This window comes from Pseudomonas sp. MUP55, assembly GCF_034043515.1.
In the GTDB taxonomy this organism is placed as follows: domain Bacteria; phylum Pseudomonadota; class Gammaproteobacteria; order Pseudomonadales; family Pseudomonadaceae; genus Aquipseudomonas.
In genome coordinates, this window is sequence record NZ_CP138214.1 from 5,168,798 (window position 1) to 5,192,652 (window position 23,855).

The window sequence follows — 23,855 nt, forward strand, 5'->3', positions numbered from 1 at the left end:
GCTTTGCAGGTGCACACAATCAGTTGAACAAGCCGTAGAAGAATAGACGGATGCTATCCCACACGCGGCGGAAGATACCACCTTCGTCGACGGCGTCCAGTGCGATCAGGTCAGCGCTGTGCACGACTTTGTCGTCCAGCTTCACTTCAACCTTGCCGATCACATCGCCCTTGGCGATTGGCGCAACCAATTGCGGGTTCAGGGTCATGCTGGCAGCGAGCTTTTTCAGCTGGCCTTTAGGCATGGTCAGGGTCAGGTCGTCAGCCAGGCCGGCCTTGACCTGCGAGGTCGCGCCCTTCCAGACCGGCGCGGTCGCCAGCTCCGCACCCTTCTGGTAGAAGGTCTGGGTTTCGAAGAAGCGAAAGCCATAGGTCAGCAGTTTTTGCGTCTCGGCCGCACGGGCCTGCTCGCTGTTGGTGCCGAAGACCACGGCGATCAGGCGCTGGCCGTCACGTACGGCGGACGACACCATGCAATAGCCGGCTTCGTCGGTGTGGCCGGTTTTCAGGCCATCGACGGTCTTGTCGCGCCACAGCAACAGGTTGCGGTTAGGCTGCTTGATGTTGTTCCAGAAGAATTCCTTCTGGGAGTAGATGGCGTAGTGCACCGGGTCGACGCGGATGATTGCGCGGGCCAGGATCGCCATGTCGTGAGCCGACGAGTAGTGCTCCGGGTTCGGCAGGCCGGTCGGGTTCATGAAGTGGCTGTTGGTCATGCCCAGATCGCCAGCCGTCTTGTTCATCATGTCGGCGAACGCGTCTTCGCTGCCGGCGATGTGCTCGGCCAGGGCCACGCTGGCGTCGTTACCGGACTGGATGATGATGCCGTGCAGCAGGTCACTGACGGTGACTTGGGAGCCGACCTTGATGAACATCCGCGAACCGCCGGTACGCCAGGCGTTTTCGCTGACGGTGACCGGATCGTTTTCACCGATCTGGCCGCGACGGATTTCCAGGGTCGCGATGTAGGCAGTCATCAGCTTGGTCAGGCTGGCTGGCGGCAGACGCACGTCACCGCCGTTCTCCACCAGCACGTTGCCACTGGCGGCATCCATGAGGACCCAGGCCTTGGCGGCCAGTTGCGGGGAAGCCGGCACCATCTCAACCGCCCAGGCGGCCGGAGTGATGATCAGCGAGATAAGCAGGCACGTACGTTTGGCTAAGGTGGTGATGTTCATCCGTCTCTCGAAATTGCTTATGGAAACTTGCCCTCGCGGGCAAAACTATTCAGACAGCCCGCTTCCAGACTGTCACGTGTTCGGTTGCCCGCTCACCCCTTGCCCCTGGGTTTTTATTGTTCAACGAGCCAACAACCAGGGCCCCGGCACGCGCACGTGCCTGAACCTTCAATTCTTTATTGCTTATTCCGCAGTGACTACGCTGGGCGACCCCAGGTTGGCCAGGCGCACGCTGTTCTGCACTTGCGCAACTTCGCCCGGCGAACCGATCGGCCCCATGCGCACACGGTGCAGGGTCTGCTGGTTACGCACGATGGAGCTGATAAACACTGGCGCGCTGACCATGCCGCTGAGTTTGGACCTTAACAGTTCTGCCGCATCCGGGTTGGCGAAAGCGCCCACTTGCAGGTACTGCCCGCCCACGGTGGAGGCACCAGGCGCGGCATGGGGCACGACGACCGTGTCCGGCGCATGCTGCGCGGGCGGCGGCGTCCATTGTTCGATCTTGCCGGTCGACGCTGTCACTTGCGGTTGCGGTGTGGCGGGCTCGTTGAGCATCAACGGCGCCGGCTTGCCACGCTGGGCCCAGTACTGCGCCGGGTCGATGCCTTCGACCTTGACCCGTGCGGTACCGATTTCGGCGTAACCGAGTTTCTTGGCGGCGGCATAGGACAAGTCGATGATCCGGTCCGAATAGAACGGCCCACGGTCATTGACCCGCAGGATCACCGTGCGGTTGTTGTCCAGGTTGGTCACGCGAACATAGCTGGGCAGCGGCAGGGTCTTGTGGGCCGCGCTCATGCCGTACAGGTCATACACTTCGCCGTTGGCGGTGTTCTGGCCGTGGAACTTGGTGCCGTACCAGGACGCCGTGCCCGACTGCACGTAGGTCTTGGATTCCTGCAGCGGGAAGTAATTCTTGCCCAGCACGGTATAGGGGTTGGCCTTGTAGGGGCCGGTGTGCAAGGTTGGCGTGGCGTCGGGAATCTTCGACACATCCACATCCCACCACGGCGCGCCGTCTTTGTGCGCACGGTTGATATCCAGGCCCGGCTGGGCGCGAACCACGGCACCGCCGGCTTTCTTGGCCGGCGCACGGTTGGGCGTGGTGGAGCAACTGGCGATCAACAAGGACAACGCGGTGAACGCCACCAACTTGAGCGGTTTTTTGAACGGCGATACCCGCATTACTTGTTGCCCCGTGCTTGAACCAGCTCGTCTGACAGTTGATGCACGGCCATGGCGTACATCACACTGCGGTTATAACGCGTGATTGCGTAGAAATTCTTCAGGCCCATCCAGTATTCAGGGCCATTTTCGCCTTCGAGACGGAACGCCGTCACCGGCATATCATCGCGTGGCGCATTCTGACTCGACCAGCCCAGCGCTCGCAACTCCCCGACGGTCTTCACCGGGTCGATACCCTGGGTCAGGCCTTCGTCGGCGCGCTCGCCCGTCACATCGGCGCGAACCACCACCGGTTCACCGGCAACCCAGCCGTGGCGCTTGAAGTAGCTGGCCACGCTGCCGATGGCGTCGTCCGGGTTACTCCAGATGTTGATATGCCCGTCGCCGTCGAAATCCACGGCGTAGGCGCGAAAGCTGCTCGGCATGAACTGCGGCAAGCCCATCGCACCGGCGTAGGAGCCTTTGAGGGTCAGCGGGTCGACCTGCTCTTCGCGGGCCAGCAACAGGAATTCGCGCAGCTCCTTGCGGAAGAACTCGGCGCGCGGCGGGTAATCGAAGCCCAGGGTCGACAAGGCGTCGATCACCCGGTAGCTGCCGGTGTTGCGCCCGTAGAAGGTTTCGATACCGATGATCGCGACAATCACCTGGGCCGGCACGCCGTATTCCTGTTCGGCGCGGGCCAGGACCGCTTCATGCTGGCGCCAGAAGTCCACGCCCCGGGCCACGCGGGCGTCGGAGAGGAACATCGGGCGATATTCCTTCCACTGCTTCACGCGTTCGGCGGGGCGCGAGATGGCGTCGAGGATGGCCTGCTTTTTCTGGGCTTCGCGAAACACGCCCATCAGTTGCTCACCGGCGAAACCGTAGTCGCGGGTCATCTCACCGACAAATTCGGCAACCTGAGGTGAACCATCGTAGTCACCGGCCTGCACCTCCTGCGTTGCGCCCAGCAGCCCGATCAGGCCCATCCAGGACGCATGCCGAGTTGCCCAGCCGCGCATTACTTGCATTGACATCTTCACCTTATTCAAACCTGTGCGATCCATTTGCGATGCGTATGAATCGACATCAAAACCCCAAACGCTGACAGCAATGTCACCAGCGAAGTTCCGCCGTAGCTAATGAATGGCAACGGCACGCCCACCACCGGCAGCAGGCCACTGACCATACCGATGTTGACGAAAACATAAACAAAAAAAGTCATGGTCAGACTGCCGGCCAGCAGCTTGCCGAACAGCGTCTGCGCCTGCGCGGTAATCACCAGCCCGCGCCCGATCAACAGCAGATAGATCAGCAGCAGCGCGCAAATACCTACCAGGCCGAACTCTTCGCCCATCACCGCAATAATGAAGTCGGTGTGGCTTTCCGGCAAAAAGTCCAGGTGCGATTGGGTGCCCAGCAGCCAGCCCTTGCCGAACACGCCGCCGGAACCGATCGCCGCCTTCGACTGGATGATGTTCCAGCCAGTGCCCAACGGGTCGCTCTCCGGGTCGAGGAACGTCAAGATCCGTTGTTTTTGATAGTCGTGCATAAAGAAGAACCACATGGCCACGGCCACCGGCACGGCAGCGGCCAGCACGCTGAGAATCCAGCGCCAGCGCAAGCCCCCCATGAACAGCACGAACGCGCCGCCCGCCAGGATCAGCAACGACGTGCCGAGGTCGGGCTGGCGCACGATAAGAATGAACGGCACGCCGATCAGCAACAGGCTGATGGCCACGTGCTTGAGCTGGGGCGGCAACGTGCGCTTGGACAGGTACCAGGCGATGGTAGCCGGCATGAGGATCTTCATGAATTCCGACGGCTGGAAGCGAATCACCCCGGGGATGTTGATCCAGCGGGTCGCGCCCATGGCGTTGTGGCCCATCACGTCCACCACCACCAGCAGCAAGACCCCGGCGACATAACCGAGCGGCACCCAGCGTGCCATGAAGCGCGGCTCGAGCTGGGCGATCACCACCATCGACAACAGGCCCAGGCCGAATGACGACGCTTGCTTGATCAGCAGGTCCCAGTTCTTGCCGCTGGCCGAATACAGCACGAACAGACTGCCGGCCGCCAATATCAGCAGCAGCACCAGCAGCGGGCCGTCAATGTGCATGCGTTGCAGCAACGTCGCACGGCGACGCATCACGTCCTCACTGGAGAGGATGCGGTCAAAATTACTCTTCACGGGCCGTAACCTCGGGGCTTGAAGGGGGGCCGCCATACTCGGGCTTGAGCCTGCCATCGGCGGCCAGCAGCCAGGCGTCCATCACTTGGCGCACCACCGGGGCCGCGACGCCGGAGCCGGACTCACCGTTCTCCACCATCACCGCCACCACGATTTTCGGGTCATCGGCGGGGGCAAAACCGACGAACAAGGCGTGGTCGCGGTGGCGCTCCTGAACCTTGGAGCGGTCGTATTTTTCACCCTGCTTGATCGCGACCACCTGGGCGGTACCGCTTTTGCCGGCGATGCGGTACTGCGCACCGATCGCCGCCTTGCGTGCGGTGCCACGGGCGCCGTGCATCACCTGCTGCATACCGTGATTGACCTTGGCCCAGTCGGATGAGTCACGCAGGACGATGTCGGGAATCGGGTTCTCATCCACCGGTTTCTCGCCTTCGATGGTCCTGGCCAGGTGCGGGCGGTTCCACACACCCTTGTTCGCCACCAGCGCAGTGGCCTGGGCCAGTTGCAACGGGGTGGCCTGCATATAACCCTGGCCAATGCCGAGGATCAGGGTTTCGCCGGGGAACCACGCCTGGCGGCGCGTCGCCCGCTTCCACTCCCGTGACGGCATCAGGCCGGGGGATTCTTCGAACATGTCCAGGGAGACTTTCTGGCCGAGGCCGAACTTGCCCATGTAGGCCGACAGGCGATCGATCCCCAGCTTGTGGGCCAGGTCATAAAAATAGGTGTCGTTGGAGCGCATGATTGCGGTGTCCAGGTCGACATAGCCGTCACCGGTGCGGTTCCAGTTACGGTATTTGTGATCGTAGTTGGGCAGCATGTAGTAGCCGGGGTCATAGACCCGGCTCGACGCGGTGACCACACCCGAATCCAGGCCGGCAATCGCCACCGCCGGCTTGATGGTCGAACCCGGCGGATACAGACCGCGCAATACGCGGTTGAACAGCGGCCGGTCGATGGAATCGCGCAACTCGGCGTAGGCCTTGAAGCTGATGCCCGTCACGAACAGGTTGGGGTCGAAACTCGGCTGGCTGACCATGGCCAGCACTTCGCCCGTCTTCGGGTCCAGCGCCACCACCGCACCGCGACGACCGCCCAGGGCCATTTCGGCGGCTTCCTGCAACTTGATGTCCAGGCTCAGCACAATGTCCTTGCCCGGCAAAGGATCGGTACGCTTGAGCACGCGCAATACGCGGCCACGGGCGTTGGTCTCGACCTCTTCGTAACCCACCTGACCATGCAGTTCGGGCTCGTAGAAGCGCTCGATGCCGGTTTTGCCAATGTGGTGAGTGCCGCTGTAATTGACCGGATCGAGGGTTTTGAGCTCTTTCTCGTTGATGCGCCCCATATAGCCGACCGAGTGGGCAAAGTGCGCACCCTGCGGGTAGTGCCGCACCAACTGCGCCACCACCTCCACGCCCGGCAGGCGGAACTGGTTCACCGCGATCCGGGCGATCTGTTCTTCGTTCAGCTCGAACAGGATCGGCACCGGCTCGAAAGGCCGGCGCCCCTGCTTCATGCGCTTCTCGAAAATCACCCGGTCTTCCGGCGTGAGCTGCAGCACCTCGACAATCACATCGAGGACCTGCTGCCAGTCGCCGGAACGCTCGCGGGTCATGCTCAGGCTGAAGCTGGGCCGGTTATCCGCCACCACCACGCCATTACGGTCGAAAATCAGCCCACGGGTCGGCGGGATCGGCTGCACATGCACCCGATTGTTTTCCGACAAGGTGGAGTGATACTCGTACTGGATCACCTGCAAGTAATACAGGCGCGCGATCAGCACCCCGATCAGCGCTACCACCATGATCGCGCCAAACACCACGCGCGCCCGTACAAGACGTGCGTCTTTCTCGTGGTCCTTGATGCGGATCGGCTGGGTCATCGGGAATGGCGCAGATTATTTGTGGTAAGGGTGCCCGGACAGAACTGTCCAGGCGCGATACAGCTGTTCACCGATCAGAATCCTTACCAACGGGTGCGGTAGCGTGAGTGCCGACAGCGACCAGCGCTGATCGGCCCGCGCACAGACTTCCGGCGCCAGCCCCTCGGGGCCGCCGACCATGAAGTTGACGGTGCGCGAATCCAGGCGCCAGCGGTCCAGTTCCACCGCCAACTGCTCGGTGCTCCAGGGCTTGCCGTGCACTTCGAGGGTGACGATGCGCTCGTTGGGGCCGACCTTGGCCAACATGGCTTCGCCTTCCTGACGGATAAAGCGCGCCACGTCGGCATTCTTGCCCCGGGTATTGAGCGGTATTTCCACCAGCTCAAGCGACAGCTCAGCGGGCAGACGCTTGGCATACTCGTGCCAGCCTTCTTCCACCCACTTGGGCATGCGTGAACCGACAGCGATCAGACGCAGGCGCACAGCCGTTCCTTATTCCTGGTCTTTGTTGAGCTTGTCGAAGTGCGCGTGGCCCACTTCCGGGCTGTGGTGCTTGCCATCGGCGGCACGGCTCTGCTCGGCGCCCTTCCACAGGCGTTCCAGGTCATAGAACTGGCGGGCGTTGGAGGTCATCATGTGAACGATCACGTCGTCCATGTCCAGCAACACCCAGTCGCTGTCGCCCTTGCCTTCTTCACCCAGCGGCTTCACGCCCTGGGCTTTGACCGCTTCGCGAACCTTGTCCAGCATCGCGCCGATCTGGCGGTTGGAGGTACCGGTGGCGATGATCATGTAGTCGGTGATGCTCTGCTTGTCGCGCACGTCCAGCACCTGGATGTCCTGGGCTTTCACGTCTTCCAGGGCAGCTACGGCGACTTTTACCAGCTCTTCGCCAGCCAGTTCCGGGCCAACGTGGGCTTCTACCGGCAGCGGCGCGCTTTTGAAGGTGCCTTTGCGCTTAACTTTGCTTACGTCTTTGTTCGTCATATAAAACTCGTTTTGCTCGTATGTTCGGGCGCTCGCTGCACGACGGTGCGTAGCGACAAGCGCGCCTTTTCAGTTCGACGCACGGTAAAGCCCGTGCGCATCGATGTAGGCCAGGACCGCGTCAGGCACCAGGAAACGTACCGACTTACCGCTGGCCAGCAGTTGACGGATCTGGGTGGCGGACACCGCAAGCGGGGTCTGCCAGACGAATGCAATATTCCCGTTTGGCCCGGTCAGGGCCAAGGGGTCACTTACCGACCGCGCGGCCAGCAGGTTGCGCAAGGCATCCGGCGGTTCGCTGTCGGCATCCGGGCGTTGCAAAACCAGGATGTGGCAATGCTGGAGGAGTTCCTCCCAGCGGTGCCAAGAGGGCAGGCCGCAAAAAGCGTCCCAGCCCAAAAGCAGAAACAATTGGTCATCGGCGGCCAACTCGGCGCGCATCAGTTCCAGGGTGTCGACAGTGTAGGACGGTTTATCGCGCTTGAGTTCGCGATCGTCCACCACCAGCGGTGCGATCCCTTCCACGGCAACGCGCACCATTTCCAGGCGCTGCTGCGCTGAAACCTGCGGCGTATCGCGATGGGGCGGCCGGAAATTGGGCATCAGGCGCAACTCGTCCAACGCCAGGGCATCCGCGACTTCCAGGGCGCTGCGCAAATGGCCGATGTGCACGGGGTCGAAAGTACCGCCGAGCAGCCCGATGCGTTTACCCATCAAGTGCGCACATGACCGTCGCCGAACACCACGTACTTCTCGCTGGTCAGGCCTTCCAGGCCAACCGGGCCGCGTGCATGGAGCTTGTCGGTGGAGATGCCGATTTCCGCCCCCAGGCCGTACTCGAAGCCATCGGCAAAGCGTGTCGAGGCGTTGATCATGACCGAAGCGGAATCCACTTCAGTGAGGAAACGCCGGGCATCGCTGAAATGCTCGGAGACAATGGCGTCGGTGTGCTTGGAGCCGTATTTATTGATGTGTTCGATGGCCTGATCCAGGTCGTCGACCATGCGGATCGACAGGATCGGCGCCGTGTACTCGGTGTACCAGTCCTCTTCGGTCGCCTCGATCACGTCCGCGCCCAGCAACGCACGGGTACGCTCGCAGCCGCGCAGCTCCACGCCCTTGTCGCGGTAGATGGCAGCCAGCGGCGGCAGCACGCGCTCGGCGATGCCGGCGTGCACCAACAGGGTTTCCATGGTGTTGCACGGCGCGTAGCGGTGGGTCTTGGCGTTGTCGGCGATGCGGATCGCCTTGTCGAGGTCGGCGGCAATGTCGATGTAGACATGGCACACGCCATCAAGGTGCTTGATCACCGGCACCTTGGCGTCGCGGCTGACACGCTCGATCAGGCTCTTGCCACCGCGCGGTACGATCACGTCGACGAATTCAGGCATGGTAATCAACGCGCCAACGGCCGCACGGTCAGTGGTTTGCACCACTTGCACCACCTCGGCCGGCAACTCGGCCACGGCCAGGCCCTGCTGAATGCAGGCGGCGATGGCACGGTTGGAATTGATCGCCTCGGAACCGCCGCGCAGGATGGTGGCATTGCCCGACTTGATGCACAGGCTCGCGGCGTCGATGGTCACGTTCGGGCGCGACTCATAGATGATGCCGATCACGCCCAGGGGCACGCGCATCTTGCCGACCTGGATGCCGGACGGCAGGTAACGCATATCGCGGATTTCACCGATGGGGTCAGGCAGCTTGGCCACCTGACGCAGGCCTTCGATCATGTCGTCGATACGCGCCGGGGTCAGCGCCAGACGGTCCAGCAAAGCTGGCTCAAGGCCATTGGCAAGGCCGTTGGCCAGGTCCTGTTCGTTGGCGGCGGCAAGCCCTGCGCGCGAAGCATCCAGAGCATCGGCGGCGGCCAACAGCGCGCGATTCTTCTGCGCAGTGCTCGCACGGGCGATCAACCGCGAGGCCTGACGGGCAGCGCGACCCAGGCGGGCCATGTAGTCAAGAACGGACTCAGTCATGATCAGGGAGTCTTGGCAAAGAGGAAAGCGGCAGATTATAGCCGTGACGCCGCCCGACTGACAGCGGTGAGGGGCGGATGGTCGAAATGAACTGTAAAAACCCGGGGTTCAGCGGTAATTAAGGTGGGAGTTGTTATGATTCCGTCACATTTAGCCGTAATAACCTGAACGCTATGTCCAGAATGACCCCTGAACTCCCCGCCAGCGCCCTCCCCGACAGCTTCTTCGACCGCGACGCACAACTGCTTGCGCAAGAACTGCTTGGAAAAGTCATTCGCCATCGTGTCGGCGAAACCTGGCTTTCGGCGCGGATTATTGAAACCGAAGCCTATTACGTGGCCGAAAAAGGCAGCCACGCCTCGCTCGGCTACACAGAAAAGCGTAAGGCTTTGTTTCTGGATGGCGGGCACATCTACATGTACTACGCCCGAGGCGGTGATTCGCTCAACTTCAGCGCCCATGGCCCGGGCAATGCCGTGCTGATCAAATCGGCCTATCCCTGGGTCGATGAAGTGTCCGGGCCGGCGAGCCTGGCGCAGATGCTTTTGAACAACCCGAACCCGGATGGCAGCCCGCGCGCCTCGCAGAAACTCTGCGCGGGCCAGACGTTGCTGTGCAAGGCGCTGGGCCTGAAAGTACCGATGTGGGATGCCAAGCGTTTCGACCAGGAACTGCTCTATGTGGAAGACGTGGGCCAGGTGCCGACGCAGATCATCCAGACCACCCGGCTGGGCATCCCCAGCGGGCGCGATGAGCATTTGATGTACCGCTTCGTCGATGCTGGCTATGCGCCTTATTGCACACGGAACCCGCTGCGCAGAGGCCAGGTCGAAGGCCGCGATTATTTTTTGATTTGAATGACGCCCCCTCAACACAGTGAACCTTATGTGGGAGGGGGCTTGCTCCCGATAGCGGTGGGTCAGCTAAACAGTGACTGCCTGTTATGCCGCCGTCGGGAGCAAGCCCCCTCCCACAGAATATGTATTGCATACATGGAGTGGATTGTATGGGCCAATGGCTCGATAGCATCACCGGCTGGCTGACCCTCAACCCACAATGGCTGGCGGCGGCGGTGTTTATCGTCGCGTGCGTGGAGTGCCTGGCCATCGCCGGGCTGATCGTGCCCGGCACTGTGTTGCTGTTTGCGATTGCCGCGCTGGCCGGCAGCGGCGCGTTGTCGCTGAGTGAAACCCTGCTGCTGGGGTTCCTCGGCGGTCTATTGGGCGACGGGGTTTCCTACTACCTGGGCCGACATTTCCACCAGAACATTCGGCGCCTGCCCGGCCTTCGCCAGCATCCGGAATGGATGAATGGCGCGGAAACCTACTTCCATAAGTACGGCATCGCCAGCCTGCTGGTCGGGCGCTTCATCGGCCCGCTGCGCCCCATGCTGCCGATGGTCGCCGGCATGTGCGACATGCCGTTCCCGCGCTTCGCGGCCGTGAGCGTGATCGCCGCAGCGGGTTGGACCGTGGCTTATCTGCTGCCCGGCTGGGCCGCCGGCGCTGCATTCCGCCTGCCATTGCCCGAAGGTTTCTGGCCGGAAGCGGCGGTTGTCGCGGCCTGCCTGGCGGTACTGCTGGGGCTGAGCCTGAACAGCAGCCTGCGCGGCCATCGTCGTGCCACCCTGTGGGTGGGCTGCGCCAGCCTGGTTCTGCTGCTCGCGCTGTTTATCGGCTACCCGCACCTCAACGATTTTGACCAGGGCCTGAGCGCACTGGTGCAGGAACACCGCAGCCCATGGCTCGATCACGTGATGGTGCAACTCACCCAGCTGGGCGAATTCAAGAAGATGTTCGTAGCCAGTGCGGTGTTCACCGGCCTGTTGTTACTGGCGCGACAGTGGCGTCACGCCGTATTCGTCGGCGCCACGCTGGCCGGCGCCGCCGTGATCAATACCGGCACCAAGCTGTTCTTCGCCCGTGGCCGCCCGGAAATCCTGATCGACCCGCTCACCAGTTTCAGCATGCCCAGCGGCCATGCCTCGGGCTCGTTTGCGTTCTTTCTGGCCCTGGCGGTACTGGCCGGTCGAGGCCAACCCACGCGGTTACGTCTGACCTGGCTGCTGCTGGGCTGCATACCCGCCGCGTTCATTGCCTTGTCACGGGTGTACCTGGGCGCTCACTGGCCCACGGACATCCTGGCCGGCACACTGTTGGCAATGAGCGTGTGTGCGTTCAGCCTCACCGTCATTCAATACCGCAGCCCGTTACCACCGATGACGCAAAAAGCCTGGTGGCTGGTATTGCCTGCCGTGGTGGCCGTGCTCGCGTTCATCGCCTTTACCGGCACTTCGCACGCGTTGCTCAGGTACGCCTATTGAACGTCGGCCGGGATTTCAGGTGAACAACTCACCTTGCAACTCATCCAGCAGCATCTGGATCGCATCCAGCCGCTGCTGCGGATCGTCCAGTTGCAGCAGGTCGATCTTGTCGGCCTCGTCGAACGGCAACAGATACGCCAACTGATTAGCCAGGGCCTGCTGGCCCTCGGCGTGGGCGTCCATGTCCAGCGACGCGACCATCGGGTGCTCCGCCAATGCCTGCAGCAAGGCAAGTAGATCGGCATCCTCTTCTTCCAGCGGCTGGTCCGGCAGCTCTTGCAACCACTGCACCTCGGCGATCAGCAACTGGTCCTTCTGGACACCGGCATCCCGTACGCGGAAACGCCGCCCGCCTTCGACACGAATGCCCAGCAGGCCGTTGTCCTGTTGCTTGAAGTCGCGGATCAGCGCTTCACAGCCGATCAGTGCGTAGCCGTCCGGGGCCAGGCCGACTTCCTTGCCGTCAAGGATGCATACCACGCCGAAACTTTCGCCCTTTTTCATGCAGCGACTGATCATGTCCAGGTAGCGCGCCTCGAACAGTTGCAAATCGAGCGTGCAGCCAGGGAACAGCACGGTGTTGAGCGGAAACAGCGCCAGACTCATAAAGGTTTCCTTAAACCCGGTTTAAACAATCACAGACACGGCCAGCGGCAGGAAGACCGCCGTGGCCACGCCCATCAAACTCATTGCCAGCGCCGCGAAGGCGCCGCACTCATCGCTTTCCTGCAGGGCCACCGAGGTGCCGACGGCGTGAGCCGTCATGCCCAACGCCATGCCGCGTGCTTCGGGGCTGAAGACGCCCAGTCGCGACAGCAGCGCCGGGCCGATCATCGCGCCGACCACGCCGGTGATCAACACGAACACCGCCGCCAATGCCGCCACGCCACCGATCTGTTCGGCCACCAGCATGGCAATCGGCGACGTCACCGACTTGGGCGCCATGGTCATCAGCACGCGGTGTTCGGCACCGAACCACCAGCCCAACAACACGCACAGGCCGGTTGCCAGCACCCCACCTATCACCAGCGTAGTAAAAATCGGCCAGAACAATTGGCGAATCCGCCGCAGGTTCAAATAAAGCGGCACCGCCAGCGCGACCGTCGCAGGCCCCAGCAGAATCCCCATGATCTCGGTGCTCTTGCGGTATTCGGCGTAGCTCAGGCCGCAGCCGAGCAACACACCAATCACCAGCAACATGGAGACCAGCACCGGCTGCAGGAAGATCCAGCGGGTTTTCTCGAACGCCGCCAGCACCAGTTGATAAGCGCCCAGGGTGATGCCGATGCCGAATAACGGGTGATGAATGACGGCCGTCCAGGCGCCCTGCCAGTCGAACATCATTGGTCCTTCTCCTTGCGCTTGACCATCTGCTGCATCAGCACGCCGACAACGCCCATGGCGATGACCAGCGACAGCACCAGCGCGCCGACGATGGCCCAGAAGTCTGCAACGATGTCTTTGGCATACACCATCACGCCCACCGCCGGCGGCACCAGCAGCAACGGCAGATAGCGCAACAGACTGCTGGCGGCCAGGCTCAGCGGCTCGCTGACTTCGCCGCGCCAGATCAAAAAGCCAAGCATCAGCAACAGGCCGATGATCGGCCCCGGCAATACCGGCAACAGCAAATGGTTGATCGCGGTGCCAATCAATTGAAACAGCACCAACCAGGTCAGGCCACGTAACAGCATCCTCTTTGTCCCCTCAAAGCTCATCCGCATTATAAGCACGCCGGCCCTATGCTTCGGCATTCGCCAAAAGCATGTCGTTGACCGAGCCGATTGCCCGTGATGATCTACATTGGTTCTCTGTATCCCATAAAAACCCCTCATCCGCGGGGGATAAGAATGATGAGCCCAGGAGAGACGCAATGCCCTATGTACCCGTAGCGCAGCTCAAAGATTATGTCGGCAAGGAACTCGGACGTTCCGACTGGCTCACCATCGACCAGGCGCGCATCAACCTGTTCGCGGAGGCCACCGGCGATCATCAGTTCATCCACGTCGATCCGGTCAAGGCAGCGCAAACCCCGTTCGGCAGCACCATCGCCCATGGGTTCCTGTCGCTGTCGCTGATGCCCAAGCTGATGGAAGACATTCTGATCATGCCCGAAGGCCTGAAGATGGCGGTCAATTACGGCCTGGACAGCGTACGTTTCATCCAGCCGGTGAAGGTCGGTTCCAAGGTGCGTCTGAACGTCACCCTCACCGACGTCAACGAGAAAAAACCTGGCCAGTGGCTGTTCAAGGCCACCGCCACCCTGGAAATCGAAGGCCAGGAGAAACCGGCCTACATCGCCGAATCGCTGTCACTCTGCTTCGTGTAGGGCGTTGCCTGTGGCGAGGCAATAAACCTTGCCACAGTGTATGTAAATTTATGTATGAAACGCGCAGCTGCGGCATACTCGGCGCTTAATTATCCGGATCCCGCTATGCGCCCACTCGCTCCCCTTGCCCTTGCCCTGTTGCTCACCGCTTGCGGAGACGGCGAATCGCTGTTGCCGCCCGATGCGCGCCTGCCCGACGGCGGCCGCTACCGGGGCGATGTGGTCAATGGCTTGCTGCAAGGCCAGGGCCGCGTCGACTACCCCAACGGCAGCTGGTACGCCGGCGAGTTCGATAAAGGCCAGTGGCACGGCCAGGGCGAATGGCACGGCAGCAACGGCGAGGTCTACAAGGGCGAGTTCAAGCAAGGCCTGTTTGACGGCCAGGGCAGCCTGACCACCGCGGGCAGCAGCTACGTGGGCGGGTTCAAGAACGGTCGACGCAACGGCGAAGGCACCCTCAAAGAGGGGCAGATGACCTATCGCGGCGAATTCAAGGACGACCAGTATTCCGGCCTCGGCCGCCTGGAGCTGGCCGACGGCAGCCAATACCAGGGCCAATTCGCCCACGGCAAACCCAATGGCGAAGGCCAGCGCAACGACGACAGCGGCAATCAGTTCAGCGGCCACTTTGTCGATGGCCAGCTGGAAGGCAACGGCACCTTCAACAGCGCCGACGGCGATATCTACGTCGGCCAGTTCAAACAGAACCAGCTCAACGGCAAGGGGCGCTATGAAAATGCCGACGGCGACGTCTGGATCGGCCAGTTCAAGGAAGGCGCCCTGAGCGGCAAAGGCGAATTGATCGGCGTTGATGGCAGCCACTACGTAGGCCAATTCAGTGACTGGCGCTTCAGCGGCGAAGGTCGCTTGAACCTTACCGACGGCAGCTTCTATGTCGGCGGCTTCGACAGCGACAGCTACCAGGGCCGCGGCACGCTGGTCCTCACCGACGGCACCGTGCAGGCCGGTACCTGGGTCAACGGCATGCGCGTGCGCGATGCCGACGGCAAGCTGCTGCCGGACCCACTGGAAACCGGCGTATTGGCCCAGGGCCGCCTGCTGGCTGACGCCCTCGCCGCCGTGCCGCCCTCCACGCCTGCCGTCGAGCTGTACACCCTGGCCCTGGCCGGCGACGGCAAGCAAAGCGTGTTCCTGCGCGAAGCCGATTACGTCAGCAACATGCTCGCCACCCGCTTCGGTGCGCGTGGGCAGATTCGTCTGGTCAACCACCGCGACCACATCGCCGACCGCCCCATGGCCACCCGCGAAAACCTGCGCCGGGCCGTGCAAACCCTGGCCGAGCGCAGCGGGCCGGAAGACCTGGTGTTCATCTACATGACCAGCCACGGCACCCATGAACACGAACTGGTGCTGGACCAGCCGCGCATGGAACTGGCCGACCTGCCGGCCGATGAGCTGGCCGCCGTGCTCGCGCCGCTGAAAAACCGCGACAAGATCATCGTGATTTCCGCCTGTTACTCCGGCGGCTTCATCCCGGCATTGAAGGACGAGCACACGCTGATCATGACCGCCTCGCGCGCTGATCGCGTGTCGTTCGGCTGCTCGGAAGAGGCAGACTTCACCTACTTCGGCGATGCCCTTTTCGCACAAGCCTTCAGCCAAACGGACGATTTGCAACACGCGTTCAAACTGGCACAACTGCACGTGGCCGAGCGCGAACAGGCGGACAATTTCGAAGCCTCCGAACCGCAGATCTGGGCCCCCAAGGGCGTGATCGCCCATTGGCAACTATTACGTAAACAGCAGGCACGAAAGGCGCTCGAAAGCGTCTCAATGAATAGCAAGGAAGCCAAAGGCAACTAAGCTGTAACGTGTAACAAGGGGGAAACACCATGTACCTGACACCGCAGCATATCCTGCTGGCCGGCGCGTCCGGCCTCACCGGCGAACACTTGCTGGACCGCCTGCTCAACGAACCTACCGTGACCCGCGTGCTGGCACCCAGCCGTAAACCACTGGCTGAACACCCTCGCCTGGAAAACCCGGTGGGCGACCCGGCCGTATTCCTGCCACAACTGAGCGGCCAGGTGGATATTGCCTTCTGCTGCCTGGGCACCACGATCAAGAAGGCCGGCTCCGAAGCGGCGTTCCGTGCCGTTGACCTGGATATGGTGGTGGCCTTTGCCAAGCGCGCACGGGAAATGGGCGCGCGGCACCTGATCGTGATCAGTGCAATTGGCGCCGATCCGAAATCTTCGGTGTTCTACAACCGCGTCAAAGGGGAAATGGAGCAGGCGCTCAGAGCACAGGACTGGCCGCAACTGACCATCGTGCGGCCCTCGTTGCTGCTGGGCGAACGACTGGAACCGCGCCTGGCTGAAAAACTGGCGGGGCCGCTGTCACGCCTGATTCCCGGCAAGTACCACGGCATCGAAGTGTGCGAACTGGCACGCGCCATGTGGCGCCTGGCGCTGGAAGAGCAGGATGGCATACGGGTTGTGGAGTCGGATGAGTTGCGCAAGCTGGGTAAATAAGGCTGGTGCAAACCTAAATGTGGGAGAGGAAAGCTGACGCCAGCACGAAGAATAACGGCAGTGCAATAAGTGCAGTGCGCAGTAACGTACTTTTGCTGGCGGAGCGGCTTTCTCGATCGCGGCTTCAAGCGAGCAGACGCTTTCTCGAGGCAAACCCTCCCATTGCGTTCCACCGATTCAGAACAACCTTGCATTACGCGCTCAACAGGCGAGCAACAACAACGCGCTAAGAGGTTACAGCATCTAAAACTCCGAACTGAGCCGCCTGCACACCAAAGGGCGTCTTGGTAATAACATTATAGGCGTACCACCCTCCTTTCTTGAATATGGCGACAGTCGGGCGCCACACGCCATCCTCTACCGAGCGCATAAAACCTTTGACAATATCACCATCTTTATAAACCTTATTAACACTGTAGGTAGCGTAATTCCCCCTCAATCTGGACAGCAGTTCTTCTGCACCACTGGCCAGCTGTTTGATATCTTTATATCCCGCCCTCGCGCCACTGTTTAAGTTCTTGGTAATATCCACCACGTCGGTATACCCCACAGAGGCTCCAACCCCCGCATAAACCCCACTCTTGATGACATTAATCGGCCCCTTACCCGCCTTATACGCTTTTTTGCCAGCAGAGAACCCCGGCAAGAAAAAACCCAAGAGATCGAACCCAATGTTAAAAGCCGCCCCCCCCACGTCCCCGTTGATTGCATCTTGGATTCCATTGTAAAAAGGGATAAGGCTTAGGAAAAAACCTTTTAACTTTTCATCGTAAGCCTGCCCCTTCTCTAACTCTGTAATCCCCGCAGCGTCGTATTTAACGGCATCATAATCACCCATAAAAAATTCCGAAACCGTGGAAGCAAGCACGGCACTCTTATAGGAAAAAAACGTACCACTTATTCTGACATCCGCATCAGGCGAGTTCAAATCACCCTGCGTTATCCCGTACTGTTTATAGATATTAAATGCGCCTGCCACCCGTCCTTTGGAGCTTCCACCAAAATAGGCACTGTCATCGAAATGCGTCTGTTCGTCCGGGACGCTCTGTTCCCTGATCATTTTCCCCTGAGCCGGAAAATAACTATAGGCCCGGACCTCTCCATCAGGCCCTTGTGCTTTCATGAGCAGACCCTGCCTCCCCTTACGATCCTCAAGCTCTTGGGGAGTCGGCGTTCGAATTCGGCGGCCGGGGTACCAGTATGATCCTGCCGGGTTGAGTTCGGTCTCAAGAAACGGTCGAGACACCTCGAAGAAGCTGATTTTAGAGTGCTTTATATGCTCCCGCTCAGCCTTGGGCAGCAACGAAAGCTGATACCGAAACTGAACCTCCCACGCCGTTTTTTGTGTTTTCGTATACGCTTCGAATTTACTCGAAAACACCTGCCTTATATCGGGTTCCAGACGGGAGAATCGAGACTTCAGGGTATCGTATGGGAGTTTTTCTTCATCCAGCGACATCCATTTATCCGAGTCGATTGGCCCACTCATATAAATATCAAGTAGCGACACGGGCGTATGCTTCACCGTCCTGCTTTGCAGCACCTCCAGTGTCGGATCTATACCTGGAAACACGCGCTTGAGTTCCGCCAGCGCCAAAGATCTTCTCGACTCCGGAGGGGTCAGCAGAGTGTTTCGTGCTTCTGAAAGTTCACGATGCTGCTCATTCAATGCATCTTGTGAGCGTTTAAGTTCGGCATCAGTGTACTCGCCATCAGGGCGCTGTTTTAGTATATCGTTCGCCACCCCCCAACTAATAATCGGAGCGCGCGCAGCCAGATTCAGCTCTTGCTCACCCTCAACGGAAATAGGGGGTGTATCACCGAAGGCCATGACTTGACTAAACGTCATATTGGGTGAAGCACCTGGACTCTGCTGTTCTATACGCGAGACCTCGATGGAAAAATTCGTCCAAGCATGAGAGCCAAACACAAGGTTAGGCGGCATGTCTTTTACCAGAAATTCCGGGGCGGCTACCGACAATAACAAACGCGCCGCAAGAGGCGCTGCCTCAGCGCCGATCGTCTTCTCAAGGTGAGCGATAAAACGCTTTACAATTTCGGCAGCCGGGGCGCCTGCGTTATCTTCGCTATACAGATTATAGCCCGCTAAATTGAATGGTGACTTGCCCAATCCTGGGTCAAGTTCTTGCACAAGTGCGGCGCTCACACTTTCAGTTGCGCTGGTGGCCGTCTGGAGCAACTTGATTTTTTCTTGTATGTCTTCACCCAGCGTCTGCGCCTCGGGCAAGCGGATAAGCTTATCCAGTGCCAACGCAGGGTCCTGCGAAATATCCTTCCTTATTGCCTCAGGAAGCAGGCTGATCAACTGGTGTAATAAACTGGGTGCTGCTGTTCCATTCCCTGCCTGTGGGGCTGAAGCCTGGGGGACTCGCTGCTGTTTCCAGGTATTGACCTGTGTCTGCATCTTGCGCATTGAGGTGGAGCCCAACACTCTCGTCAGAGGCTTTACCCCACCAGAGCGCTCCCCTGGCGCCCGATGCGCAAGGTCAAAGGATAGCGCCGATGCAACGCCGTCAGCTTGCTCGCTATTGCTCGGCACATTGTTTCCATCCTGCCTGAGAAACTGCGCCACACTTATTTCACGGCGCTGCTCGGTGGCAAACCGGCGTGAGCGAGGATCAATACGAACCATGGCTTTTTCCAGATCGATATTGCCATTGGCATCATCTACCTTGGATTTAAGCGCAGTGATAAGTGCCTGACGATTAGCATCATCGCCCAGCGCTTGTTCATAGTCAGCCAGCGCGCCTGTAGAGCGCTGCTGTGCATGAGTTACCGGCGGGAATTCAAACGGCGCGCCTGCAATCAACTTTTTACGGTGCTCGGCAGCTTGTGCGGGCGTAAGGTCTATCGGGACATTGTAAAATCGCCCCACCGTGTACATCGGTACCTCGCCGTCAGGCCAAGGGTAATCAAACGCTTGCCCCGGCGCGGGCGCAATGGCGCTGGCGACCGACAACAGTGTTCGAGAGACATCCGACCAGCCTGAATCGTCCCGCAGCGAAAAGGTGTGGGTCTTACCGTCCACAGTGCCGGTGATCTCGCTTTTATAGGGGTCCAGTTTCAAGCGCCTGACATCAAGCCCCTGCTCTTTCGCCCATGCCACGAATCCAGGACTTTTAAATGCACTGTCCAGCAGAGTGCGCCAACGCCCGAGTGTGGACTGCGCAGGCACCTGAACCGTGGGCTGCGTCGCAGCAATTTGAAAAGAGCGCAACGCCAATGCCTTTGCGAACGCCGGTGCCACAGACGCATCACCGGCTGCACGAGCCTCGGCAGTATCAGGCAATGTGGCACCATCGTTGTGGGGATCTGCAATCTTCGCGGCAGGTGCTGCGTGTGCTCCAGCCTGGCCAGGCAAACCGTAAGAAATAATTGGGTTTGAATTAACGCTGGATACCTTCATCGCTCAATCACTCTTTACGGACGCCGCCGGAATTAGCCGCCTGCGTATTAAGTGGCAACACGAGCACAGAACCGCCCATAGCGCTCTCGAAATATAGTTGTGCAAATATTTCAGTCGCTAATTATTTCCGTGCTCTCATTGAGTTTCGTGTTGCTGATGAGAGGTGCCTTACAGCCCGCCGGTGGCGTTGAAGCCGACGCCCAGCACGGTCAATAACGACAATGGCAGCAGCAAGGTATCGAGCAACGCACTGGCCGGCAGGTCGACATGAGGATAGCTCGGTGCCTCGGCGCCAAAGCGGTCCTTGGCACAACAGCCGCCGTTGATCGCATACAAATCCAGGCGCGTGCCGGCGTACACCACTGGCGCGCCAGGTTGTGCGGCATCCAGCGTGCGAGCGGTGGCGCAGCCGGTCAGTTGCAGCGCCAGCACGAGCAGCAACGCCTTATTCATCGCTGCTCAAATGATGCTCGCCCCAGCGCGGCAGCATGTCTTGCGGGATATTGAGCAGATTGAGGATGCGCGCCACCACAAAATCCACCAGGTCGTCGATGGTCTGCGGCTGGTGATAGAAGCCCGGCGATGCCGGCAGAATGGTCACGCCCATGTTCGACAACTTGAGCATGTGCTCCAGGTGGATGCTCGAATACGGCGCTTCACGGGGCACCAGAATCAACTGACGGCGCTCCTTCAGGGTCACGTCCGCCGCACGCTCGATCAAATTGTTACAGGCGCCCGTGGCAATCGCCGACAGGGTGCCGGTGGAACATGGCACCACCACCATCGCCGCCGGTGCACCGGAGCCGGAAGCGACCGGCGACATCCAGTCTTCTTTGCCATAGACCTTGATCTGCCCCGCCGCCGCACCGGTGTATTCGGTGAGGAAGGCCTGCATCATCTGCACCTTGGCCGGTAATGCCACATCAGTCTCCGTCGCCAGCACCAACTGCGCCGCCTTGGAGATCAGGAAATGCACCTCACGGTCTTCACGCACCAGGCAATCTAGCAAGCGCAGGCCGTACGGCGCGCCGGATGCGCCGGTCATCGCCAGGGTGACGCGTTCCGGGCCGCTCATTTGAGCGCCTCGGCCAGCTTGCCATGCAGGCCGCCGAAGCCGCCATTGCTCATGATCACGACGTGGGTTCCCGGCTTGGCCAGGTGCTTGACGTGCTCGATGATGCCCTCCAGGGAGTCGCACACGGTCGAAGGAACAGTGCACTGCGCGACAATCGCCGGCAGGTCCCAGCCAAGGTTGGCCGGTGCATACCAGACCGCCTGGTCGGCGTCATTGACGCTTTCCGGCAAGCCATCACGGTGTGCACCCAACTTCATGGAATTGGAGCGCGGCTCGACGACCGCAATGATCTGCGCGTCACCGACACGCTTGCGCAGGCCGTCCAGGGTGGTGGCGATAGCCGTGGGATGGTGGGCAAAATCGTCGTAGATGGTAATCCCATTCACGTCGGCCACCTTTTCCATGCGGCGCTTGACGCTTTTAAACGCGCTCAAAGCTGCGATGCCAATGGACGGCACTACGCCCACATGCCGCGCAGCCGCCAGGGTGACCAAGGCATTGGCGACGTTATGCTGGCCGGTCATGTCCCACTCGACGATGCCCTGGGCCTCGCCTTCGAACAGCACTTCAAACCGGGAGCCGTCGTCACGCAGCAACCTGACCTGCCACTGCCCGCCCGCGCCGGTGGTTTGCACCGGGGTCCAGCAGCCCATGTCGATCACCCGCTGCAGCGCAGGTTCGGTGGTCGGGTGGATCACCAGGCCTTCACTCGGGATGGTGCGCACCAAGTGATGGAATTGCCGTTCGATGGCCGGCAGATCCGGGAAGATGTCGGCGTGATCGAACTCAAGGTTATTCAGAATCGCGGTACGCGGACGGTAGTGGACGAACTTGGAGCGCTTGTCGAAGAACGCGCTGTCGTATTCGTCGGCCTCGATCACGAAGAACGGCGTATCGCCCAGGCGCGCCGATACCGAAAAGTTTTGCGGCACGCCGCCGATCAAAAAGCCGGGGCTCATGCCCGCATGCTCCAGCACCCAGGCCAACATGCTGCTGGTGGTGGTTTTGCCGTGGGTGCCGGCAACCGCGAGCACCCAGCGCCCTTGCAGCACGTGGTCGGCCAGCCACTGCGGGCCGGAGACATAGGGCAAGCCTTTATTGAGGACATACTCGACCGCAGGGTTACCTCGGGACATGGCATTGCCAATCACCACCAGGTCCGGCACCGGGTCGAATTGCGCCGGGTCGTAGCCTTGCGTCAGCTCGATGCCCTGAGCTTGAAGCTGGGTACTCATGGGCGGATACACATTGGCATCGGAGCCAGTAACGTGATGGCCCAGCTCTTTGGCAAGCACCGCCATCGAGCCCATGAACGTGCCGCAGATACCAAGAATATGAATGTGCATAGTTGACCTCGTAAAACATCGAGGCAGGTTAGCGCAGGGAAAGGAAAATCGCACCCTTTTAGCGATTATGGCTGGGACATTTGTGCAGTGATCACCGTTAATACAATCAACATTTATTGTAGTTTCCTGAACTTGCGAAGCGACTCATCAAACCCGGCCTCTGCCCTCCTACACGACCGGGTTTGATAAGACGATCCAGCGAAATAGAAAACCGACCACAAAATGACCAAAGTAAATCAGTAAGTTTATTAAACTACCTGTTCTTTTCCTTCAGTCTCCAGCGACCGAATAGCAAGCATCCTCGCAATACCCTCATTGATTTTCGCGTTCCTTTTTTCTATAGCAGACAATCGCTCAGCATCACTGTGCGCGGACGCTGAATCAGGTACATACGCTTTGAAGATAAATTCGTTTTGCTCAGCAAAGGTCGCCAGGTTTTTTTCTGCTGCACCGTACAACTTTTCCAGATTATCCAGGCGCTCTTTAGTCCCGGTGGGCCAGTTCGAATGTTTTGCAAGCCCGTTGGCGTCTCCCCCCTCAACCATTGTCAAAATCGTGTTCGCCGCCAATAAAAACGTCAACTCGGCCTTGTCTAAACGCATCGTGACCGTCGCAGCATGTTGCGCTTCGACACCGCCCGTTGCTGCCGCGCCATTAGCTTGCTGGTTCAGAGCAGGCAGGTGAGCGGCGGGAAGTACTGGGGTATTGGCGCTAAAGTTGCCTTTGATGGTTTCGCCCGTCCAAACCGAGCCAGCGTACGTACCCACACTTAACGGTGTACTGACAAGCCCGTTGACGGACGCATTGACAAACGCATCACGCGCGACGGTTTTCAAGGGCGTATCCGTTTTGAATACACCCGCCTTGACCAAACGATCCGCCACAACCAGGTTCTTCGCCACGTCGCCAAAAGTCTGGGGCCGAGCAACAACAGCCTTGGTCGGCCCACTGAATGATGAATGTGGGTACTGTGCATTGAACACCAAATTCCTGAAGTTCGTTATTCCAGCGGTGTTCGGAGCACCACCGGAGGAACCGCTAACCGGGTTCACTGTGGGCTTATACTTACCTGGCAGCCCGGTAGACGGAAGCCTTGGCGGCTTTGGCTTGGGCCTGAAAAAATTGAAGTGTCTTTTAAAGCGCTCACCGCCTTCATGTGAATGTTCGCCAAGGCTATTGGCGTCGTCGGGCTTTTGGGCAACCACGCTGTCCGCTGGATAACGCTGCACCGAGGTGCTTTGCGTGTTAACTGTCGCCTGCTGTCCAGGCTCAACAGCGATCGGGCTTTTCAATTGCGGAGGAAAAAAAACAGGGGAACCTATAGTACTCATGCCATCACCACTTATAATTAAACATAACAATATCTACCATCCTGTAGAAGAGGCTCCAAACCTCCCCTTATAGGTATTCAAAACTCACAAAGCAGTTCCACCCGACAACAAATTAAAAACAAGCCGTCCTTCGGTTG

The 23,855-nt window shown here is 60.0% G+C and carries 22 protein-coding genes; 5 read left to right on the forward strand and 17 right to left on the reverse strand.

The window, feature by feature from the left end; genetic code table 11:
* Positions 1-19 precede the first annotated feature (19 nt).
* The 9 genes from SC318_RS23275 to SC318_RS23315 all read right to left on the reverse strand — a co-directional run bounded on the left by SC318_RS23275 (position 20) and on the right by SC318_RS23315 (position 9,392).
* A complete protein-coding gene (locus tag SC318_RS23275; protein ID WP_124388345.1) occupies positions 20-1,177 on the reverse strand; it encodes a D-alanyl-D-alanine carboxypeptidase family protein in 1,158 nt (385 codons plus the stop codon).
* 183 nt (positions 1,178-1,360) lie between these two features.
* A complete protein-coding gene (locus SC318_RS23280; protein WP_306494762.1) occupies positions 1,361-2,365 on the reverse strand; it encodes a septal ring lytic transglycosylase RlpA family protein in 1,005 nt (334 codons plus the stop codon).
* Entirely contained in the window at positions 2,365-3,375 is a 1,011-nt protein-coding gene (gene mltB, locus SC318_RS23285; protein WP_320428616.1) for a lytic murein transglycosylase B, read from the reverse strand. The genes SC318_RS23280 and mltB overlap by 1 nt, the downstream gene beginning before the upstream one ends.
* A 17-nt stretch (positions 3,376-3,392) precedes the next feature.
* Positions 3,393-4,496, reverse strand: a complete 1,104-nt coding sequence (gene rodA / locus SC318_RS23290; RefSeq protein ID WP_164485628.1) for a rod shape-determining protein RodA — start codon at positions 4,494-4,496, stop codon at positions 3,393-3,395.
* Between the two features lie 31 nt (positions 4,497-4,527).
* Positions 4,528-6,426, reverse strand: coding sequence for a penicillin-binding protein 2 (gene mrdA / locus SC318_RS23295; RefSeq protein ID WP_320428617.1), 1,899 nt, complete (start codon positions 6,424-6,426; stop codon positions 4,528-4,530).
* 15 nt (positions 6,427-6,441) lie between these two features.
* On the reverse strand, positions 6,442-6,909 hold the full coding sequence (gene rlmH, locus SC318_RS23300) for a 23S rRNA (pseudouridine(1915)-N(3))-methyltransferase RlmH (RefSeq protein WP_003176297.1): 468 nt from the start codon (positions 6,907-6,909) through the stop codon (positions 6,442-6,444).
* Between the two features lie 9 nt (positions 6,910-6,918).
* A complete protein-coding gene (gene rsfS, locus SC318_RS23305; protein ID WP_003237041.1) occupies positions 6,919-7,413 on the reverse strand; it encodes a ribosome silencing factor in 495 nt (164 codons plus the stop codon).
* Positions 7,414-7,482: 69 nt separating this feature from the next.
* A complete protein-coding gene (nadD, locus tag SC318_RS23310) occupies positions 7,483-8,127 on the reverse strand; it encodes a nicotinate-nucleotide adenylyltransferase (protein WP_124388349.1) in 645 nt (214 codons plus the stop codon).
* On the reverse strand, positions 8,127-9,392 hold the full coding sequence (locus SC318_RS23315; protein ID WP_320428618.1) for a glutamate-5-semialdehyde dehydrogenase: 1,266 nt from the start codon (positions 9,390-9,392) through the stop codon (positions 8,127-8,129). The genes nadD and SC318_RS23315 overlap by 1 nt, the downstream gene beginning before the upstream one ends.
* 182 nt (positions 9,393-9,574) lie before the next feature.
* Between SC318_RS23315 and SC318_RS23320 the strand changes: the two genes are divergently transcribed.
* Positions 9,575-10,249: a DNA-3-methyladenine glycosylase gene (locus SC318_RS23320; protein WP_413817571.1), complete on the forward strand. Its 675-nt coding sequence runs from the start codon at positions 9,575-9,577 to the stop codon at positions 10,247-10,249.
* 149 nt (positions 10,250-10,398) lie between these two features.
* Positions 10,399-11,715 carry a bifunctional DedA family/phosphatase PAP2 family protein gene (locus SC318_RS23325; protein WP_320428619.1) on the forward strand — a complete coding sequence of 439 codons (1,317 nt, stop codon included), beginning with the start codon at positions 10,399-10,401 and terminating at the stop codon, positions 11,713-11,715.
* A 15-nt stretch (positions 11,716-11,730) separates the two neighbouring features.
* On the opposite strand, the gene SC318_RS23330 is transcribed toward SC318_RS23325, so the two are convergent.
* The 3 genes from SC318_RS23330 to SC318_RS23340 are packed head-to-tail and all read right to left on the reverse strand — an operon-like array spanning position 11,731 to position 13,409.
* Positions 11,731-12,321 (reverse strand): LON peptidase substrate-binding domain-containing protein, encoded by a 591-nt coding sequence (locus SC318_RS23330; protein ID WP_320428620.1) that lies wholly within the window; start codon positions 12,319-12,321, stop codon positions 11,731-11,733.
* A 21-nt stretch (positions 12,322-12,342) separates the two neighbouring features.
* Positions 12,343-13,059, reverse strand: coding sequence for an LrgB family protein (locus SC318_RS23335; protein WP_320428621.1), 717 nt, complete (start codon positions 13,057-13,059; stop codon positions 12,343-12,345).
* Positions 13,056-13,409 carry a CidA/LrgA family protein gene (locus SC318_RS23340; RefSeq protein ID WP_306494769.1) on the reverse strand — a complete coding sequence of 118 codons (354 nt, stop codon included), beginning with the start codon at positions 13,407-13,409 and terminating at the stop codon, positions 13,056-13,058. The genes SC318_RS23335 and SC318_RS23340 overlap by 4 nt, the downstream gene beginning before the upstream one ends.
* A 179-nt stretch (positions 13,410-13,588) precedes the next feature.
* On the opposite strand from SC318_RS23340, the gene SC318_RS23345 reads away from it, so the two are divergent.
* From SC318_RS23345 to SC318_RS23355, 3 genes are all read left to right on the forward strand, one after another.
* Positions 13,589-14,044 (forward strand): MaoC family dehydratase, encoded by a 456-nt coding sequence (locus SC318_RS23345; protein ID WP_320428622.1) that lies wholly within the window; start codon positions 13,589-13,591, stop codon positions 14,042-14,044.
* A gap of 105 nt (positions 14,045-14,149) precedes the next feature.
* On the forward strand, positions 14,150-15,868 hold the full coding sequence (locus SC318_RS23350; RefSeq protein WP_320428623.1) for a C13 family peptidase: 1,719 nt from the start codon (positions 14,150-14,152) through the stop codon (positions 15,866-15,868).
* Between the two features lie 29 nt (positions 15,869-15,897).
* Positions 15,898-16,539 carry an oxidoreductase gene (locus tag SC318_RS23355; RefSeq protein ID WP_320428624.1) on the forward strand — a complete coding sequence of 214 codons (642 nt, stop codon included), beginning with the start codon at positions 15,898-15,900 and terminating at the stop codon, positions 16,537-16,539.
* 226 nt (positions 16,540-16,765) lie between these two features.
* Here SC318_RS23355 and SC318_RS23360 read toward each other — a convergent pair whose 3' ends face one another.
* The 5 genes from SC318_RS23360 to SC318_RS23380 form a co-directional block, all read right to left on the reverse strand.
* Positions 16,766-19,966 carry a hypothetical protein gene (locus tag SC318_RS23360; RefSeq protein WP_320428625.1) on the reverse strand — a complete coding sequence of 1,067 codons (3,201 nt, stop codon included), beginning with the start codon at positions 19,964-19,966 and terminating at the stop codon, positions 16,766-16,768.
* A 168-nt stretch (positions 19,967-20,134) separates the two neighbouring features.
* Positions 20,135-20,419 carry a YceK/YidQ family lipoprotein gene (locus tag SC318_RS23365; RefSeq protein WP_320428626.1) on the reverse strand — a complete coding sequence of 95 codons (285 nt, stop codon included), beginning with the start codon at positions 20,417-20,419 and terminating at the stop codon, positions 20,135-20,137.
* Positions 20,412-21,041, reverse strand: a complete 630-nt coding sequence (ubiX, locus tag SC318_RS23370) for a flavin prenyltransferase UbiX (protein ID WP_065910043.1) — start codon at positions 21,039-21,041, stop codon at positions 20,412-20,414. The genes SC318_RS23365 and ubiX overlap by 8 nt, the downstream gene beginning before the upstream one ends.
* The gene (gene mpl, locus SC318_RS23375) at positions 21,038-22,387 is read right to left on the reverse strand and encodes a UDP-N-acetylmuramate:L-alanyl-gamma-D-glutamyl-meso-diaminopimelate ligase (RefSeq protein ID WP_320428627.1); all 1,350 of its coding nucleotides are present in this window, start codon (positions 22,385-22,387) and stop codon (positions 21,038-21,040) included. Before mpl ends, ubiX begins: the two co-directional genes overlap by 4 nt.
* 248 nt (positions 22,388-22,635) lie before the next feature.
* On the reverse strand, positions 22,636-23,718 hold the full coding sequence (locus SC318_RS23380) for a hypothetical protein (RefSeq protein WP_320428628.1): 1,083 nt from the start codon (positions 23,716-23,718) through the stop codon (positions 22,636-22,638).
* Between the last annotated feature and the right edge of the window lie 137 nt (positions 23,719-23,855).